The organism is Desulfotomaculum sp. 1211_IL3151 (genome assembly GCF_036763075.1).
In the GTDB taxonomy this organism is placed as follows: domain Bacteria; phylum Bacillota; class Desulfotomaculia; order Desulfotomaculales; family Desulfotomaculaceae; genus Desulfotomaculum.
Map to the genome: position 1 here is coordinate 1 of NZ_JBAIYV010000047.1, position 18,231 is coordinate 18,231.

The 18,231-nt window shown below is 42.9% G+C and carries 22 protein-coding genes; 1 reads left to right on the forward strand and 21 read right to left on the reverse strand.

Translation table 11 applies throughout. The features are described from left to right. Nucleotides 1-154: 154 nt before the first annotated feature. From V6C11_RS13185 to V6C11_RS13205, 5 genes are all read right to left on the reverse strand, one after another. Nucleotides 155-757: a DUF2269 domain-containing protein gene (locus V6C11_RS13185; protein ID WP_333531656.1), complete on the reverse strand. Its 603-nt coding sequence runs from the start codon at nucleotides 755-757 to the stop codon at nucleotides 155-157. 63 nt (nucleotides 758-820) lie between these two features. Beyond that, nucleotides 821-1,486: a permease prefix domain 1-containing protein gene (locus V6C11_RS13190; protein ID WP_333531657.1), complete on the reverse strand. Its 666-nt coding sequence runs from the start codon at nucleotides 1,484-1,486 to the stop codon at nucleotides 821-823. After that, nucleotides 1,473-1,826, reverse strand: coding sequence for a PadR family transcriptional regulator (locus V6C11_RS13195; RefSeq protein WP_333531658.1), 354 nt, complete (start codon nucleotides 1,824-1,826; stop codon nucleotides 1,473-1,475). Before V6C11_RS13195 ends, V6C11_RS13190 begins: the two co-directional genes overlap by 14 nt. A 215-nt stretch (nucleotides 1,827-2,041) precedes the next feature. Then, nucleotides 2,042-2,791 carry an AAA family ATPase gene (locus tag V6C11_RS13200; protein WP_333531659.1) on the reverse strand — a complete coding sequence of 250 codons (750 nt, stop codon included), beginning with the start codon at nucleotides 2,789-2,791 and terminating at the stop codon, nucleotides 2,042-2,044. A gap of 239 nt (nucleotides 2,792-3,030) precedes the next feature. Further along, nucleotides 3,031-5,166: a catalase gene (locus V6C11_RS13205; protein WP_333531660.1), complete on the reverse strand. Its 2,136-nt coding sequence runs from the start codon at nucleotides 5,164-5,166 to the stop codon at nucleotides 3,031-3,033. 238 nt (nucleotides 5,167-5,404) lie between these two features. Here V6C11_RS13205 and nagB point away from each other — a divergent pair, with 238 nt between their 5' ends. After that, entirely contained in the window at nucleotides 5,405-6,223 is an 819-nt protein-coding gene (nagB, locus tag V6C11_RS13210) for a glucosamine-6-phosphate deaminase (protein WP_333531661.1), read from the forward strand. 54 nt (nucleotides 6,224-6,277) lie between these two features. On the opposite strand, the gene V6C11_RS13215 is transcribed toward nagB, so the two are convergent. The 16 genes from V6C11_RS13215 to V6C11_RS13290 form a co-directional block, all read right to left on the reverse strand. Then, complete coding sequence (locus tag V6C11_RS13215) at nucleotides 6,278-7,177, reverse strand: hypothetical protein (protein ID WP_333531662.1); 900 nt, start codon at nucleotides 7,175-7,177, stop codon at nucleotides 6,278-6,280. Between the two features lie 123 nt (nucleotides 7,178-7,300). Continuing rightward, nucleotides 7,301-8,077, reverse strand: coding sequence for a response regulator transcription factor (locus V6C11_RS13220; RefSeq protein WP_333531663.1), 777 nt, complete (start codon nucleotides 8,075-8,077; stop codon nucleotides 7,301-7,303). Further along, complete coding sequence (locus tag V6C11_RS13225) at nucleotides 8,077-9,273, reverse strand: histidine kinase (RefSeq protein ID WP_333531664.1); 1,197 nt, start codon at nucleotides 9,271-9,273, stop codon at nucleotides 8,077-8,079. Before V6C11_RS13225 ends, V6C11_RS13220 begins: the two co-directional genes overlap by 1 nt. Before the next feature lie 298 nt (nucleotides 9,274-9,571). After that, complete coding sequence (gene eutM / locus V6C11_RS13230; RefSeq protein WP_333531665.1) at nucleotides 9,572-9,862, reverse strand: ethanolamine utilization microcompartment protein EutM; 291 nt, start codon at nucleotides 9,860-9,862, stop codon at nucleotides 9,572-9,574. 20 nt (nucleotides 9,863-9,882) lie between these two features. Further along, nucleotides 9,883-10,524, reverse strand: a complete 642-nt coding sequence (locus V6C11_RS13235; protein ID WP_333531666.1) for a phosphate propanoyltransferase — start codon at nucleotides 10,522-10,524, stop codon at nucleotides 9,883-9,885. Nucleotide 10,525: 1 nt separating this feature from the next. Continuing rightward, nucleotides 10,526-12,010 carry an acetaldehyde dehydrogenase (acetylating) gene (locus tag V6C11_RS13240; RefSeq protein ID WP_333531667.1) on the reverse strand — a complete coding sequence of 495 codons (1,485 nt, stop codon included), beginning with the start codon at nucleotides 12,008-12,010 and terminating at the stop codon, nucleotides 10,526-10,528. Between the two features lie 39 nt (nucleotides 12,011-12,049). Beyond that, nucleotides 12,050-12,640 carry a BMC domain-containing protein gene (locus V6C11_RS13245; protein WP_333531668.1) on the reverse strand — a complete coding sequence of 197 codons (591 nt, stop codon included), beginning with the start codon at nucleotides 12,638-12,640 and terminating at the stop codon, nucleotides 12,050-12,052. Between the two features lie 11 nt (nucleotides 12,641-12,651). Then, nucleotides 12,652-13,326, reverse strand: a complete 675-nt coding sequence (locus V6C11_RS13250) for a cupin domain-containing protein (RefSeq protein WP_333531669.1) — start codon at nucleotides 13,324-13,326, stop codon at nucleotides 12,652-12,654. Between the two features lie 40 nt (nucleotides 13,327-13,366). Continuing rightward, on the reverse strand, nucleotides 13,367-13,915 hold the full coding sequence (locus V6C11_RS13255) for a BMC domain-containing protein (RefSeq protein WP_333531670.1): 549 nt from the start codon (nucleotides 13,913-13,915) through the stop codon (nucleotides 13,367-13,369). Then, a complete protein-coding gene (locus V6C11_RS13260; protein WP_333531671.1) occupies nucleotides 13,908-15,242 on the reverse strand; it encodes a 4Fe-4S dicluster domain-containing protein in 1,335 nt (444 codons plus the stop codon). The genes V6C11_RS13255 and V6C11_RS13260 overlap by 8 nt, the downstream gene beginning before the upstream one ends. Before the next feature lie 21 nt (nucleotides 15,243-15,263). Continuing rightward, complete coding sequence (locus tag V6C11_RS13265) at nucleotides 15,264-15,524, reverse strand: EutN/CcmL family microcompartment protein (protein WP_333531672.1); 261 nt, start codon at nucleotides 15,522-15,524, stop codon at nucleotides 15,264-15,266. Next, nucleotides 15,521-15,832, reverse strand: a complete 312-nt coding sequence (locus V6C11_RS13270; RefSeq protein WP_333531673.1) for a BMC domain-containing protein — start codon at nucleotides 15,830-15,832, stop codon at nucleotides 15,521-15,523. The genes V6C11_RS13265 and V6C11_RS13270 overlap by 4 nt, the downstream gene beginning before the upstream one ends. Nucleotides 15,833-15,849: 17 nt before the next feature. Continuing rightward, nucleotides 15,850-16,692, reverse strand: coding sequence for an ethanolamine utilization protein EutJ (gene eutJ / locus V6C11_RS13275; RefSeq protein WP_333531674.1), 843 nt, complete (start codon nucleotides 16,690-16,692; stop codon nucleotides 15,850-15,852). Further along, the gene (locus tag V6C11_RS13280) at nucleotides 16,680-17,339 is read right to left on the reverse strand and encodes a cobalamin adenosyltransferase (protein WP_333531675.1); all 660 of its coding nucleotides are present in this window, start codon (nucleotides 17,337-17,339) and stop codon (nucleotides 16,680-16,682) included. The genes eutJ and V6C11_RS13280 overlap by 13 nt, the downstream gene beginning before the upstream one ends. Before the next feature lie 82 nt (nucleotides 17,340-17,421). Next, complete coding sequence (locus V6C11_RS13285; protein WP_333531676.1) at nucleotides 17,422-17,874, reverse strand: EutP/PduV family microcompartment system protein; 453 nt, start codon at nucleotides 17,872-17,874, stop codon at nucleotides 17,422-17,424. Further along, on the reverse strand, nucleotides 17,871-18,224 hold the full coding sequence (locus V6C11_RS13290; RefSeq protein WP_333531677.1) for a BMC domain-containing protein: 354 nt from the start codon (nucleotides 18,222-18,224) through the stop codon (nucleotides 17,871-17,873). The genes V6C11_RS13285 and V6C11_RS13290 overlap by 4 nt, the downstream gene beginning before the upstream one ends. Nucleotides 18,225-18,231: the final 7 nt, after the last annotated feature.

Genomic DNA, 18,231 nt, shown 5'->3' on the forward strand with positions numbered 1-18,231 from the left:
ACCTCCGAGAACCCTCCTGCTTCCAGACTCCCGGCCCGTTTTTACTGCTGTATCGTAGCCGCTGTCTTTATAACATGAGTTTGCCCCGTACTATTAACGGGACAGGTGCGACTGCCTGTCGCACAAATAAAGACAAGGGGCCTATTCCTTGTCTTTATTTTATGATATTTTGATTCGCTGCAAAATGGTTCTTTCTTTTTCCAAAGGGCTTAAAGTAGGAGATAACTACTAAGGAAATTAAAATGCCTAGGGATATTATCGTGCCAATGATTAACAACTCACGACTATGCAGGTACGCTGGATTTTGCAGAGGATTCATCTGACCGCTGGAACTAAGGTCAACTGTTTGGTCAAACCAAATGCGCATCAATGTAGCACCATAAAGGATGGCACCAATATTGCCAAGGGTTTTCACGATTATCCAATTGTATTTGATAAGCCCCCACTGAGTACGCAGGGAAAGCCAAACTCCCGTAATTAGACTCCCAAAGGCCCCAGGAATGATCAGAAACCAATCACAATATTTGCTAAATAAATGGGCTGCGTATATCAGTTCTCTATCGTGGATGATTGTCGTTGCAATACTTGTGAGCAAGAGTGTGCCAAAGAGACCGCTGAAATAAATAATAACAAACAGGACATGTGCAATGAGCCACCAATTCTTTTGCTTTACACTTAATTTTTCCGTTCTAAATTTACTAATGGCCACTAGCATTGCAATTAGAAGTATGATTGTAATTACCAAAATAATATTCACCCGTTTACCCCCTTCTATTATCAATTGCCTCGATCGTGGTCCCTCATAGGCTGTTTGTACAAACTATATTAATTTCTTACGACTTATGGTTCCCGTAAGCAGCAGGAAAAGAAGCAAACCCATACCCGATAAGAAAAATACCATTAATGAAGCGATTCCTATATAAACTTCACCCGTAGCCGAGGTGGTGACGGTTGCTGTAAATATGCTAAAAAGAATTAACCCGATGGCTAGGGCATAAAGTGCAGCCCGGATTTTATTCATACCATATCTTTTTCTGGTTTCCCTTGTCAGTACACTGTAAGTCAGTAATGCTCCGCCAGCCACAATGAATATTCCTGTACCGGTAACACTTTCTCTGGGCAAATTCATGAAATATAACATCGTGGAAGTGAATATGCCAAACAAAACCAGCAATACCCCGGCAATTATGCCTGCGGTAGAAACCCGTGAGGTCATGGTTGTATAAACCGTTTGCTTTGCTGAATCCTGCCCAAGTTTGCGCATATCATCTACTAACCCACTCAAATCCCCCATTGAAATGATTGCTTCTTTGAATGCCTGATCATCCGTCATGCCCTGAGCTTTATAATCCGAAATTTTTTCTTTGATATTGGTAGTAAGTTCTTCCTTTAAATCAAATAACTGTTGGCTTGCCCCAACCCCAGAAAACAAATTGTCAATATATGCTTGTAGCCTTTGATCAATGGTGTTTTTAATAATTGACATCCGCCAACCCCCCTTTTATTAATTTATCTAAGACTTCCTTGGCAAAATCCCAATCCTTTTTATTTTGTTCATAACGTTCCTTCCCTTTATCACTAATCCGGTAATATTTTCTTCTGCCACCCTGGGTTTCATCACCCCAGTAGGATAGGATGCAATCCTCTTGTTCTAAGCGACGAAAAGCGGTATACAAAGTTGCTTCTTTTAATTCATATTGATGATTGCTTAATGCAATAATCTTTTTGTAGATTTCATAACCGTAGCTATCACCCTGGCGAAGTATATTTAGAATGATGGTATCGGTGTTGCCGCGGATTAAGTCTGTTGATATTGTGGTGGCCATAAATTCACCTCCTCAATTACATTTTATGAAATACTACTATGTCTGTCAAGGTACTTTTTCAGTTGAGCTTCATTCTATTAGATATGCCCCCGCCCGTGTGTGCAAAAGATGATCGTCTATGGAAATTTCAACCCGTGTTCGGGATTTGCATAAAAGCAAACCCCGCCCTGTTCTAGCAACGAACAGGGCGGGGTTATTACTAATTTCAATCCATCTCACCTTAGCAGTTTGTTAAGAAACAATTCCGTATTATTTAGAAAATCCTTGGTTAGTTGATAGTGTTCGGTTTCCTGATAGGTCTTTTGCTTTAGACCTTCTTCATCAAAGCAATAGATCATACTGTTAGGATATGACAATAAGATGGGGGAATGAGTAGCAATAATAAACTGGGCTTTTCCTGCGCTTTCTAACTCCCAGATAATCCTCAGAAACGCTAATTGCCTTTGAGGAGACAGGGCTCCCTCTGGCTCATCCAGCAGGTAGATCCCTTTCCTTTGAAAGTGGTTATTGAATAAAGACAGAAAGGACTCTCCATGGGATTGCTGATGAAGTGATTTTCCGCCATAAGGGGCATATACGTTACCGCCAAACTCCTCTGCTAAATCATCCAAATAGTTAGCAAAATTAAAAAAGCTTTCAGATCGCAGGAAGAAGCCCTTCTCCACTTTAGGAAACCAAGAAAGAGCGATGATATCCGATAGAGAAAAATCTCCCCTACTATCTACTAATAGGTGGTTTCTCCCTCCGCTAATGGTAGAAAAATCGCATGCATTTGCTATAGCCTCAAGTAGAGTTGATTTGCCCGTTCCGTTTTCACCCACTAAAAACACTACATTCCGATCCATGCAAAGGCTTTGGATGTCATTGAATGCAGGAATGTTAAAGGGATATCTCTCTCTATTCTTGACTTTACTCCAATCAAAACGAACTTCTTTTAGAAATGCCATTCCTTTAATCCTTTCCATGTAGTACCCAAATACCTCTAGAGACTAAAGGGCTCTTATAAAATCATACAGTTAGGAACACAGTTTATGCCCATGAATAGCTTACAGAATCATTGTCAATTCAGTTTATATTAGCATGATCTTCTCGGTAATTCCAATAAATATTCCTTGGCAGGATTTTGCAGAAAAAAGCTGTGCAAATCTGCATCTGCACAGCTTCAGGGAAAGGATTTATTCTAATTTGATTCTTCTAAGAAGAATTAAGCAGGCACAAAGCCTTTTTGACTTTGACGTATCCAATGTCGGTGCTGTGAAATTGCCTCAATAAATTTTTGGCTAAAATGCCCCATGTCTGCCGCATTTTTAATTGTTACGACTCCCATTTCATTTACTAATTGGGCACTGGTATCAGCACCAGCAGTAGGCACACCCTGGATTTGTGAGGCAGAGAGTAGGTCTACTCCTTCATTCGTAGCCCCAATGGCCTTGGCATGTTTAAAGGCCTCGTTGATAAAATGGAGGGCGTCTCCTTGTTTCAGCAGGCTATCAACACTTTGACGCCCGCCCGTAACATACACCGCATCGTACATAATTGAACCGGATGTTACGAAGTTTTTATTAACCTCTAACTGTTTGCCGTCTACACCGGTGATCATGCCAAGGTTCTTACTGATGATCTCATATTGTACTCCGGCTCCCGTTAAGGCTTTTGTTACCTGGGTTATTTCCGGAAAATTAAATCCGTTTTCCGCTAGGATAGCAACTTTTCTTGTCCTGGCACTTTTAATGGTATTCGCCTGGCTTACCGCTGGCGATGTTGCGGTAACCCCGGTTCCACCAGGCTTTGCCGGTGGGTTAGCACCAATTCCTACTGCAATTTGGGCTGCAAGTTGACCATCTACGTTATTAAACATGTCAACCACCCGCTGTTTTATTTGTTTATCCTTTACACTACCAACCTCAAAATGGAAAGCATCGATAATGTGCTGCTTTTCCGGGGGAGACATGCTGTTCCAAAAGAGAGTTGCCTGACGGAAGTGGTCCCGGAAGCTTTCACTACGTTCTCGAATTTTTTGGCCTTCGACCTTCTCATGATAGTGTACATATCCGTTCTTAGGATCTGGGGCAGGTGTATTGGCCTGAAGTGAATTTGGGTAATAACTTACCCTGCCACGGTCGATGGTCATTCGATGATAACCATCACGTTGGTTGTTATGTACAGGAGCAACCGGACGGTTAACCGGGATTTCATGGAAATTTGGTCCGCCTAGCCTGATCAGCTGGGTGTCCAGATATGAAAATAGACGTCCCTGTAATAAAGGATCGTTACTAAAATCAATGCCAGGCACGATGTGTCCAGGATGAAAAGCCACCTGCTCCGTTTCGGCAAAAAAGTTATCTGTGTTGCGGCTTAGTGTCATCTTCCCTATCTTTTTAACGGGAATGAGCTCTTCGGGCCATATTTTTGTGGGGTCTAGAATGTCAAAGTCAAATTTAAATTCATCTGCTTCATCCATCATCTGGACACCTAACTCATACTCAGGGAATTCACCCATATTAATAGCATCCCAGATATCCCTTCGGTGGTAGTCCGGGTCTTTTCCGGAAAGTTTTTGAGCTTCATCCCAAACAAGAGAATGTACACCAAGTAATGGCTTCCAATGGAACTTAACAAAACGTGCCTTTCCCTGTGCATTAACAAACCGAAAGGTGTTAACCCCAAAGCCTTCCATCATTCTATAGCTGCGGGGAATCGCTCTGTCCGATAGCAGCCACATAATCATATGTGCCGTTTCAGGGGTGTTCACTACAAAATCCCAAAATGTATCATGGGCAGCCGTAGCCTGAGGTATTTCATTGTGTGGTTCAGGTTTAATGGCATGAACCACATCGGGAAACTTAATGGCATCTTGGATAAAGAAGACCGGCATATTGTTAGCAACTAAATCATAATTTCCATCTTCGGTATAAAATTTGGTAGCAAATCCGCGTACATCCCGCACCGTATCAGCCGAACCACGAGAACCTACAACCGTGGAGAAACGAACAAATACGGGTGTTTTTTTCGCAGGGTCTTGTAGAAATTTTGCTTTCGTGAACTCCGTCATCGGTTCATAGACTTGAAAGTAGCCGTGGACACCAAAGCCCCGGGCATGAACAACCCTTTCTGGAATTCGCTCGTGGTCAAAGTGGGTAATTTTTTCCCTAAAGTGAAAGTCTTCAAGTAAAGTTGGACCACGGGAACCAGCCTTTAACGAATCATCTGTGTTGGATAAAGGTAACGCCTGATTGGTTGTCAGAGTTTTGCCATTGTTGTCCATTCTGAAATAATTCATCTGCTCATTTTTACTGGTTTCATTAATATCCTTACTGTACGGACCATGTTCTTTATCCATCGATAAACCTCCATAATCTACTAGATTCGTAGTATAAACTTGTCCCTTAGTTTGCCAAAATTCATCAGGCAATATGCCAAAAAATCAAATTTATAACATAAATACCAGGCTTAGACGCCTGGTTAACTTATTTAAATTAAATTTTTCTTATTCGGACTAAATTATTGGTGAAAATATAAAAAAGAGAATATATAATAATAATTGAACCACGGAAAGCTTTGTAGAGGAGTCAAAATAAATGGATATTATTGTAAGAGATAGTTACAATGAAATGAGCAAATGTGCAGCTAAAATAATTGCCCGCTTAGTAAAATCTAAGCCTGATTGCGTACTTGGGCTAGCAACGGGAAGCACACCCATCGGCACCTACCAGGAACTTGCCAGGATGCACAAAGAAGAAGGACTCGACTTTTCACAAGTTAAAACTTTTAATCTTGATGAATATTACGGAACAGGAATCGATCTGGCTAAGCCCTATAATCTGGATCAGAGCTATGCAAGATTTATGCACGAGGAACTTTTAAAGCATATCAATATTAAAAAAGAAAATATTCATATTCCAGATGGATTGACAAAGGAACCTGAAAAATTTTGCATATGGTATGAAGAGGCAATTAAAAAAGCGGGTGGCATTGATTTGCAGCTTCTAGGTATAGGTGGTGATGGCCATTGGGCCTTCAACGAACCTGGCTCATCACTGGCATCTAGAACAAGAATTCAGGCTTTAACCCAACAAACCCTAGATGACAATTATGAGAGTTTCTATCAAAAAGCCGGAATAGAACGAGCCCATATGCCGCATTTTGCCATTACCATGGGAATTGGAACTATTTTGGAAGCTAAAAATATCCTCATGATTGCAAATGGAGTAAAGAAGGCTGCTGTAGTTGCAAAATGCCTGGAAGGCCCTATCACATCCCAAATCACCGCTTCAGCAATACAACTGCACAGCGGAGGAATTACGGTAGTGCTTGATCAGGATGCTGCTTCCAAACTAAATGGTCTTGATCACTATATGCATATAGAAAAATTGAAACAAGATTATGGTTTTTGCTAGTCAAGCATACCCTATTAAAAAAACTCGTCAATTGACGAGTTTTTTGTACCTTTATTAAAAGAATTCCTCTTTTTCTTCCTTTGTATAAAACAGTTTCATATTTTCTTCATCCGTTAGTTGACCTTCATATGCTAGTAAATACGTTCTGGCATTATTTCTATTCATTTGGGCTTCTTCTTCTAAGGTTTTTATTTTTTCAGGTATCCCTTCCTCTATGAGCATTTCCTTAACCCGTTTGAAAATATCGAAATTACCATAAAGAAATTTACCTTCATGAAGAATTTTTGAGGCAACCATGGCTTCAAAGCTATCAAATTTCAGTTGATCCTTTACCTTTGAAATATCTTTTATAATATAATCAATCTCTTCATTGTAGCTGGGATTTTTCAGAAGGAAATTCTTGTGAATGTAAATAGCCTGATCCAGTGCCTTAATCGTACTATCTGGTAAGCCTTGGCTCACCACAACGATATCAAGGTCAGAACCCTTAACCAGCTCACCAGTAGATGCTTCCGGTCTGGGCTCTAGGTGTGACATTTCGTAGGCCACATCACCCGCAATAATAAAACATGCACCTGCTTTTATACTATGGGAAGCTTCTTGGGATTCAACAATTTTTGTTATTACCTCTTGTGCCAATTCAAATTTCTTTTTGCTTATTTCTATGATCTCTTGACGGAGCAATTCAGCCTTTATTCGTGTTTCATTAATATTTTTTTCCGTTCCAATTACCGTGTAACCATGAAACTCTCTTATGATAGAAGGTGACAGCCTGGCATATCCTTCAACCTGCCGATCAAGTCTTAGGTACCTCGTTCCTATTATTTTTGTAACCACTCTTTTGCTGCTATTACAAATTTTCCAAGCAGAGAATTCGTCCATCTTGGTTTTTTCAAGCAATTGTTTTCCGGTTAAGGGTCCCTGATTATCCAAGAGTTCAATTATATTGTCCATCGGCCTCACTCCTTCGTTAATTAATTATAGCATGATTGAAACTTTTATCGCTTCTTACAGTTTATAACAAAGGAGACTGTCCTTCGGCACGGGACGGAATCGATCCTACGGTGGCTATCTATTTTAGCGGTTGCTGCCGTTATCCGCACTGTCACACAGATGTTTTCTTCGATAAGCCTTAGGGGTCATATTCATTTGCTGTACAAAGACACGATTAAAATAGGAGGGGTCTGTAAAACCGCATTCACTGGAAATACGATAGGCGGGATAGCTTGTTGTTTCTAATAACTTACAGGCATACTCAATTCTTAACTTATTTACATAATCTGTATAGCTAACCCCAACCTCTTTTCTAAAGATGCGACTGAAATATTGTGGATTTAAAAATGCATAGGACGAAACATCTTGCAAAGTTAACTTTTGTCTAAAGTTATCGTGAATATATTTTCGTGCTTTTTCAATAAAGTCTCTTTGGTTGCTCTCGGTATCTGGGTCCATCATTTCTTCGTCTGCCTGTTCCTGGCCTGTAGCTACAGTAGTCAACAGTTCCTGAAATATCTGTCTAAACACAGACGGCTTAACAGGTTTTAACAAGTATTCCTGAACGCGGAGACGAATGGCTGTTTGTGCATAGAAAAAGTCAGAATAGGCCGATAAGATCACAACAGCTGCCCGGGGGAGGAATTTCCTAATCTCCTGAAGCGTATTTAAGCCATCCATTTCAGCAATGTGTATATCCATCACAATGATATCTGGTCGATGCTGTTTAGCTAATTTGACAGCCTGAATGCCACTTTGACAAGTGAATACCTGATCGTCAGCCAAAAGTTCTTCAGACACAATCGATTTTAAAAATTCCAATTCCAGCAATTCATCTTCTACAATTAAAACTACGGTCATTACGATCGCCTCGCATTGGGTTTGGTAGGGATTGGGATGGTGACGGTGCTTCCACTATAATCCGATTTGGCAATTTTTAAGCCGTAAGCTTCCCCGAAATATCGTTTCAACCGACTGTCCGAACTGCGAAAACCGATTCCCAGTTTACTTTGCGATTGTTGCAGCCCTTGTAACACTTCTTTAGGAAAACCATTGCCATTATCTGAGACGTAAATATTGATATGATCTTTATATTTTTCTGCATAGATTTTTATCTTACCCGCATCCCTTTTAGTAGAAATGCCATGGATAATAGCATTCTCGACAATGGGTTGGATAACCATATTGGGTATTCTATGGTGTTTAATATCGTCTGCAATATCGATCTCGTATTCCAGACGATTTTTAAACCTTACCTTCTGAATATAAAGATACTTTTCGATGTTATCCATCTCAGCCCCGATGGTGTGTAACTCATCATCTTGCTTTAGGTTGTACCTCAATAAATCAGAAAGGCAATAAATAAGTTCTTCCGTTGTATGGGACTTTTCAAAATATGCGATACGAGCGATCGAGTTCAAGGTATTAAATAGGAAATGCGGGTTAATTACCAAGGACATATTTTTTGCTTCGAGATCAATGATCTTTTTTTCCAGCATTTCTTTTTCGATAGACAATCTTGCTATGGCCTTATCCGTACTATGGACGCTCTGAGAAAAGTCGTAGGAGATATTTTTGGCTATATGGTTGCATAGTTGTTCATGAACATCAACCTTATTTTCTTCGACGGTTTTGATGGCTGCAATGGCTTTAGCAATAAATTCAGGTTCCAGTTTTTTATCCTTGGCCATCGCCATGATGTTAATTAAATATTTCTGATATTCACTGTCGGGTAAATAAACCTGAGCTCCAGTGATATAGCCTAGGGTTTCGCCGTTAATTTCCACTGGCAAAAGAATATTGGTTAGTCCGTACCCACAGGCAAATCGGTCTCTTTGACCTGGTTTTAGTTTAGAAAGGTAATCTGAACATACCCGCGTTTCATTATTCTGACAGATAAGCTTACAAAAATCTGGAGATGGATTGAACTCAAGCAAAATATCACCATCGGTATCGATCAGTTGCAAGGAAATATTCGATAGAGATAAAAGACCACTATAGCGAGAATAGATAGTTGGATCTATCAGGTTTTTTAGTGTTTTGCGATGATTGTCCATGCTTTCCCCATTCCAATTTATCTATCAATATGTCGAATAAAGACGATTTTTGACATGTCCATCATACAATACCCCTATGAAAATGTAAATAGGATCACACTTTCCCTTGGCCTTTGGCAATTATCCATGGTTAGGTTAATTAGAAAAGCTTGGCTCACGCCAGCCTATAGCGTGGGCCTTAGCTTTTCTTATACTATCATCCTTAAAATCTTATACTTCCTGATAGTATGACAAATACTAAAAGGGCCGCCTCATTTTTATTGAGACAGCCCCTTAAGTATTTCCTAACGAATCGCTATTATGCTTCTTTCTTTACGGCAGGGAGAATTAATTCTACATCGCCATGTGGGCGGGGAATAACGTGAACGGAGATTAGTTCGCCAACACGCTGAGCAGCAGCAGCACCAGCATCGGTAGCAGCTTTTACAGCACCAACATCGCCTCTTACCATAATGGTTACCAGACCACCACCAACGAATTCGCGGCCAATCAAAGAAACATTGGCGGCTTTAACCATGGCATCAGCCGCTTCAATTGCACCTACTAGACCTTTGGTTTCAATTAATCCTAAAGCTTCAGATTTACTCATTTTTGTTTCCTCCTAAAATTTTATTTTATGATTTTTATGGTTGAGTTTGGTCCGAGATCAAGAGCATTTGCTTCATCTGTGTCGATATGACATTCAAGGGCCGAGCTATTATTGGCTCTAATGGCTACATTTGATAGTGTTCCTCCACGGAGTCCACCTACTTCAATGGTTACCTGTTCTCCATCGGTTACACCAAAACGTTTGGCATCTTCCAGGGTCATATGAATATGTCTTTGGGCAATCATAACGCCTTTGGTGAGAGATATGCTTCCTTTGGGACCGATGAGAGTGATTCCTGGCGTTCCTTGTAGATCCCCAGACATTTTCACTGGCGCAATAATACCAAGTTTGAAACAATCTGCCTTCGGTATTTCTACCTGTGTTTCCTTTCTCACTGGACCGAGGATACGAACTTTTTCAATCGCACCCTTGGGCCCGCAAACAGTCACGGTTTCCTTACAGGCAAATTGCATCGGTTGAGAAAGCTCCTTGGTTTTAGTCAATTGGTATCCCGCACCAAACAGAATTTCTAAATCTGCTTGGGAAAGATGAATATGACGGTTGGATATTCCCACGGGTATGGCGTTATCTTCCTTTTTTAAATACCCCCCTTCTCGGATTGCTTCCAGCAGAAGCTCTGCTAAAGCGTCGTACTTTCCCACTTTAGTTATCACCTCTTTTTTTCAGTAGCGCAATGACTTCATTTACGACATCCATAATCTGATCTTCACGGATGGCACTATTGCCAAAAACCTGTGCCACACTGGCCGAATAGGAAGTGTTGGCATTTTCGGCGCAATCTTTGATTCCATAGGCCACACGTTTTTTATTAATTAAGTGCATGGGGGTTACATTATCGGAAGTTGCACTTCCTCCCCAGGTACCGCAACCCAGTGTAAAAGCCGGAGCTAGTCCAGTACTTACACCCACACCACCATGGGTGGAGGGTGTGTTTACTAAGATTCTAAACACGGGCTTGGCAGCAAATTTCATAGCCATTTCAGGGTTTTCTGTGTGAATGGAAAGGCTATGACCCACACCGCCATTTTTCAATAGTTTGATGCACAAATCGCAAGCTTCTTCCCAATTCTTTACGGTGTAAAAGGCTAATACCGTAGTCAATTTCTCAAAGGATAGGGGATAATCTTTTCCTACACCCTTTTGTTCACCCAACAGAACTTTCGTTCCTGCGGGAATGGTGATGCCGGCACTTTCCGCGATAACTGCTGCGGAACGTCCTACAAACTTGGCATTCATGGCATGGCCGCGAACAAACAATTTTTGCGCAACCTTTTCAGTTTCCTCCGGGCTCATAAAGTAGCCACCCTGACGCCTGAACTCTTCTATAACCTGATCACGCAGGCATTCCTCTACGATTACCGCTTGCTCGGAAGCACAGATGGTACCATTGTCAAAGGTTTTACTGGTAATAATATTTTTGACTGCTTTTTGCACATTGGCAGTTCTTTCAATATAGGCCGGAACATTGCCCGGGCCTACACCCAGTGCTGGTTTGCCCGCACTATAGGCAGCCTTGACCATGGCTGTACCACCTGTGGCAATAATCATGTCCACTTCAGCACATTGCATTAGTTCATTGGTTGCAGGCATAGAAGGCTTGGTGATACAACCAATGATATGGGCAGGTGCTCCGGCAGCCACTGCCGCATCATGCATCAACTTCGCTGCTTGGGCCGTACATTTCAGGGCTGAAGGATGCGGTGAGAAAACAATGCCGTTACGGGATTTAATGGCAATAATGGATTTATAGATAGCCGTCGATGTCGGGTTGGTTGATGGAATAATCCCCATTAAAAGTCCTACGGGCTCAGCGATTTCCACCACTTTGTTGACCTTATCTTCGTTAATAACACCAATGGTTCGCATGGGTTTGATAAATTTATATAATTCGGTGGAGGCAAACTGGTTTTTAAAAGTCTTATCTTCTACTTTACCAAAGCCGGTTTCTTCTACTGCCATTTTTGCCAGAGAAACTGCATTTTCCTCGGCTGCTTTCACCATATTGCAAATAATTTTTTCAATCTGCTCGCTATTGAATTTTGCAAGTTCAGCCTGTGCCAGTTTGGCTTGACGGGCAAGGTTTCTCGTCTCTTGCACCGATTGCAAATCATAATCAAAGGTTTCCAAATTACTCTCCCTCTCTCCAGCTACTTATTTGCACAAAAACTACTTATTTAATTTCTTTAGGTAATGTGCCGTCAGTTTCTCCATAAGTAGGTCTTTGTTTGCTTTCGATATGGCTCTGCCTGCTATATCCAGTCCTTTGTATTCTCTTGCCAAATTCCGAAGTTTTACTACGGAGAGCAATTTTAGGGCGGTAATGGTTTTTTCAAGTCCAAATTCCTCTGCGAACGCATCAACAGCCTCTTTGTTAAAATGCTTCAGCGATTGATCTTGACGATCCGCTGTTGGATCCGATCCCTGAGGCAAGCCCGGTGTATCCTGTGGTGGCTCAGGCATTGGCGGCTCCTCAGCCGTTTTTGCTTTTCCCCCTAAAATGCTCTCGATATCAGGATGAGGTCTGGGAATTACGTGTTGAGAAACCAGGGACAGGTAATTCATTCTTTCAACCGCGGTTGCTCCAGCTTCCACTGCAGCTTTCACCGCTCCCACGTCGCCGGTTACCGTTATCGTTACCAATCCACTGCCAACAAAAGTTCTCTCCACAAGTTCCACTTGTGCCGTCTTGAGCATAACATCGGCACATTCAATAGCAGGAATGAGTCCTCTTGTCTCAATTAGTCCAAGGGCCTGCATCGCTTACCCCCCTATGGTTGCGCCATCAAATCTGGCCAGTTTGCCGGGTAGGTTACGTAGAAGAGTTTGACATACCCTGAAGAACCCCAGGTTACTTTGGAACCTTTCGGTACGAAGAGTACATCCCCCTGATAGGCCTCATAAGTCTCACCATCCATTGTAATGGATAGGCTTCCTTCGAGAATGATGTCAATCTCTTCATAGCACAATTCCCACTCAAAGCTAGATTTCTCAATGGTTAAAAAGCCTGCGCTCATTTGGGAATCCGCTTTGCTGATCACTTCACGGTAAGCTACGTTGGTGCCGGGAGCCCCCGTTTCAAAGGTCTCATATTTCACCGACCTGCCACGCACTATTTTAAGTCCACTTTTCGGGTCACCCTCTGCTAAAAAGGGCGGGTCGGGAGAGGTGGTAAAGTTACTTGCCACGAGGCTGTTCGCTAACACCGCTTTTACGATTTGAACAATTAAATCTTTATCAATGGATTTATCCTGGCCGTCTTTCTTGCTTCGATCATTACAGCTGTGCATTCCTGAAGCAGATGAAGTTTCTGTAAATTCCACGCCCAGTTCTTTGGCTAGATCCTTGGCTGCGGGTGTAATGATGGTATTACACGCTACACAGAACACTTTTTCTCCCTTTTCTGCTGCTGCTTTTACTGCATCTGCACAGACAAGTTTTTTCAAGATAGCACCTCCTTTCGCTGACTAATGCTTTTAGCCATTGTTAGTACAGCGATTCCCACAATCTGCCGGATGGCGATGGGATTACTTCTACATCTACCAATAGGCCTTTTTCTACAATGAGGGCTTTTCCGGCTTCGATAGCTGCCTGTACAGCGGCAACATCTCCGGTAAAGGTGAAGTAGGCTTTACCGCTAAGCCCTCTGCCCAAACGAAGTTCCAGAGCTTGTATATCGGCAGCTTTTAGTGCCGCATCGGCGGCAATAATCATGGAGGACATGGAAAAGGACTCCATAATGCCCAGTGCTCCAGTTTGATCTGGCATGGTGGTAGCCGTAATGGCCGGAAAAACCGCCGGATGAACATTGGGGAGGATAAAGCTATCGATTAGATATTCCCCCGCTGTTTCTTCCCCTACGCTGATGGCGCTTTCTACGGCGGCAACATCACCGTGGATGATGGCAATATATTTTCCGGGACAGACAGAGGTTGCACTAACTACTTCTACATAGGCAGTTTTCAACATCAAGTCTGTGGCGAAAATTCCCTTTGCAATACTTGAAAGTTCGATCATTCCTATAGCCCTATACATAAGAACCCACCTTTATCACGATAGAATTACCCGTACTCTCGATAACCATTCCATCGAGGCTGGCGTGCACCGCAGCTCCCAGACTGTTGTCCGGAACCTTTGCAATTAGTTGACCAGCTTTTACCTGTTCCCCCACAGCTATAACAGGTATTGCAGGGGCCCCGATGTGCTGTCTTAAAGAAATCTCAATGGTTTCCGGTCGAAAATCCACCTGGGTCAAGGGTGCTGGTTTATCAAAAGCCGTTAAACCGATTTTGGCAATCAGTCGTTTGCTGGGGATCAGGCGGTATTCTCTGGCTGTCCGTGGTTCGAATTCCATCTGGATCGGCTGATAACGAATGCCTTGCTCCGCCAACTTTTTCTTAAAATAAATATTGACCGACTTGGGATGCAGATTGGCGGGACAAGAAAACAATTCGCAAGCATTGCATTCACAACACAATTGCGCGATTTGTTGATCTTTAATGTCCAGGTTATAGTTAATGGCTCGCATGAGTTTATGCGGCTGAATATTATGTCCTAATAGATAACGGGGACACAGATCGGTACACATCCGGCATTGTTCACAGGCAGTTTTGCTAATCACCCTGGCTTGTTCGATACGCACAGACTTTTTGCGAATGAGGAAGTGCTCTTTTTTGAGCAGCACATAACCTTTGCTTTTTTTCGTTACCTGTCCATTTACGCTGGCCATCACAGAACCCATCATCGGACCACCGTCTATCACGGCATACTCATCCAAATTCTCTACTCCGCATTGTTTAAATAGATCCCGGATGGCTATTCCCACGGGTACTTTCAGCGTCAGACGACGGGGAATATCGCCAGCCACTGTAATATAGGTTTCCGTGACAGGTTTGCCGGTCATGGCATGAAATATATTCAATGCTGTTTCTGAATTGATGACCACACAGCCCACTTTTAAGGGAATGGCTGCTTCCGGGACAACTCTTTTCGTTAATTCATGAACGAGAACCTGTTCGTCACCTGCTGGATACATGTCCCGTAGTTCCATCACTTCCATATAATCTGTCAGACCCAAAGAGGCAATTCTTTCTCGCAAGAGGGCGATGACATCTTTGTGTTTACCCTTGATTCCAATGATGGCTTTGCGCGCTTCAATGTATCTTCCCACAGCCTCTAGCCCTCTGATGATTTCATCGGGAAACTGTGCCATCAATTGCTGATCCACCCTAAGAAGTGGTTCGCATTCAGCTCCATTAAGCAATATATACTCGGCCTTAGAGGTTAGTTTGGCGTGAGTTGGAAAACCAGCTCCTCCAGCCCCGATAACCCCTGCATCCTTAATTAAGTTCAGCAAATCCAAGCTTTCCCACCTCCGGATTTCTTAAAACATGCAGTCCTCGTCGATGATGCCTACAATTACGGCATCGATGGGTATATCATCCCGATCCAGCATTTTGCGGGCCGAGCTGCCTGTACAGACAAGAACCCGCTCACCAAAGCCGGCACCGATGGTGTCCGCAGCTATGAGGAGACGACCGGCGTCCGTACCACCGATGACTTCCACCAACATAAATTTCAGCCCTCTTAGCGAATCGGCTTTTCTGGTTGCCCAAATATTATCAATTACCTTTGCTGCGATCATAAGGCCCCACCTGTTTTTGCTTCTTTCAACTTATATTTTATCTCTGTCATGGCTGCCTCCACCGAGGCAGTATCTCCGAATATGGCAATCATAATCAGGTTCTGCGGACAATGGCCTTTAATATCCTCCACCACTACCCCTGCGGCTTTTTCGGCAATATCTGCAGCAAAAACCATATCAATCAGCCGCCCCTGAATCAAACCGATGGCATCATAGTTTTCGATGAGGGTGGTTGAAGCAGAACCTTTGCGTCGCAAGAGAATGTCTAAGGTCCCCCGAGATGGGGATTTTATCATGCGGTACTCCATGCCATGGTCACTCCTATCTACAGGATTTCCTGTGTACAGTTCAGTGCAATGCCCAAAGGTGTTACAAACATGGGGTTTTGCGGTTTATACGTAGGAAGGCCGGTTTGTTTGGCAATAATGGCTTCAATTCCTTCCAGGCAACAGGTTCCGCCTACCAGATAGATTTCTTGCACTGGGTACTGGCTTATATGTCGACTAATAATAGAAGAAACTTTTTCAATGACCGGTCGTAATACCGGGATTAACTCCCGATGGTTTTTGAACTCCCGCTTATATTGGTCTGCCTCATCAAAGCCCATTTTATAGGCCCCGGAAATAACCAGTGAGAAATGCGTGCCACCTGTGGGTTCATCGGCAACATAAGTCACCTTGCCATCTTTTAGAATGGCTACCCCGGTGGTGCCGCCGCCTATATCTACAATGGCACCATCTTTAATCTTCAGTACCGCATTGGCTGCCGTAGGCTCATCTAACAAATTCGTAATTTCAAAACCAGCCCCTTGTACCACATGCTTAATGGCACCTGAGTCAAGGTCGAAGGTTCCTGGGGGAAGGGCAGCAGCTGCATAAATCAGCTCGGTACCTAGTTTCTGTTCCAGTTCTTGTTTTAGTTCTTTGACGATCCGAATGGCACCGATATAGTCCACCACCATACCATCTTTGACCACACTGGCAAAGCGATAGGCCCCAGCAACGGGCTGGTAATTCTCATCTAAAACTGCCAATACAATATAGGCTGTTCCCAAGTCAATGCCTGTGTAATAAACGGATGATTTATTCAGTATGGGTGTCTTGATAACTTCCTCAAAATCCCGCACCAGTTGATCGCAGTATTGAAAAGCTGCGTTTACCGTTTCCATTTTTGTCCCCCCAGACATTTCCACATCATCATGCAAAGTATATTAACACTCAGATAGAGTTTATCGATTAGGTCTTGCCGTGAGCAAACTTGTTGATGCTCATCCCAATAGGCTTCTAAAATGGCTGGTTCCACCTCGCGAAGTGAGGCCCGTAAGTGATTTAACAGGGTAAGCTCTTTGCCATTTTCCAATCCCAGGTGAAAATCACTGATTTCAATTTTCAGATCGGCGGACCCTTTTCTAATTTCTTCTTCCGACCAGCCCCAAAACTGAATGTTATCTGGGGTTAACTGTTCCCTCTCAGCGCTTTTGATATTCCGAAAACATTTGCCCAATGCTTGGACTTCTTCTGAGAGGGCTGCGGCGCCAGAGTGTAAAAGCTCTGCAGCAATTAGTAGAAACAAAGATTCCAGGCATTCCATTTTCCTACGCAGCCTCAGGATGCACCAGTTCTCTTGTCTCTGGTTAGACTGGTCCATGTCTGTTTCTTTACTGTCAATCGGCTGGGGCTGTACCAGAGTGACCCGTCGGTCCACAAGAAATTGCCGGGCCCCTGGCGTTATCTTCGTATCTGGTTCCAGAGCATAAGTGGTAAAGGGTGCTGTTTTATATAAATCCCGCAATTCCATTTCGGTGATGAATTTCATTGCCTCACCTCCCCTTCCTTAAGTCCTGTTACCAGCTTCCTGGCTAGCTTGTAAAAATGATAAAGCTATATATATGAAGAAATCATTTGTAAAAAGTTTCTTGTTTTCCAAATAAATAGTGCCTTAAGTCTTTTATACCTCGATTGTCTTTTGTTGAAATCCGGAAGAAAGGTTGGCTAATACCGATTCGTTTTAACTGTTCAATACATAGCTCGGCATTTTCCGGTGCCAAATCAATCTTGGTAATGACGCCACTGACCGGGCACGTAAAGGATTTAGCAAAACCCGGCGGATATACTTCAAGGGGCCTGGATTGATCAATTAGCATCAACACATGGGATGCTGTTTGTGCTGTGGCAATTAGGTACCTGTACATCGAAGGGTTTTCTATATAGGAACCAGGTGTATCAATGGTATTTTTGCCATAAAAAACTTCCTGGGTCTTTTTCAACGGTTTGGTGGAATCATTTAGAACATTGACGAGGCTGCTCTTGCCGGCTTGGGTCGGCCCCACTACTAGGATTCGTTTTTTCATGTGCGGGTAATCTTGGCCGGGGTAAAGCTTAACAGCTTTTCCAAGGTGTCATTTATGGCAATCACCGCTGCTTCCACACTGGCAACATCACCGGATATAACGAGAGACCCTGTAAAACGGTCTAGGAAGCCGATCTCTACATCGGATGTCTTGGTGGCTATATCTGCCGCTATGATTGCTGTCTCGCAGGGGGTCAGGGTCAAAATTCCAACGGCGCCTTTCTCTTCAATACCCAAGCGTTCATATAGATCCTGTACAGGAGCAGCTATGATATGGGCCAACGTAACTTGCTTGCCTGGTACAGATTCTTGAATAATACGTTTTTTATCAAATTCATCGGCCACACGCATAGGATTC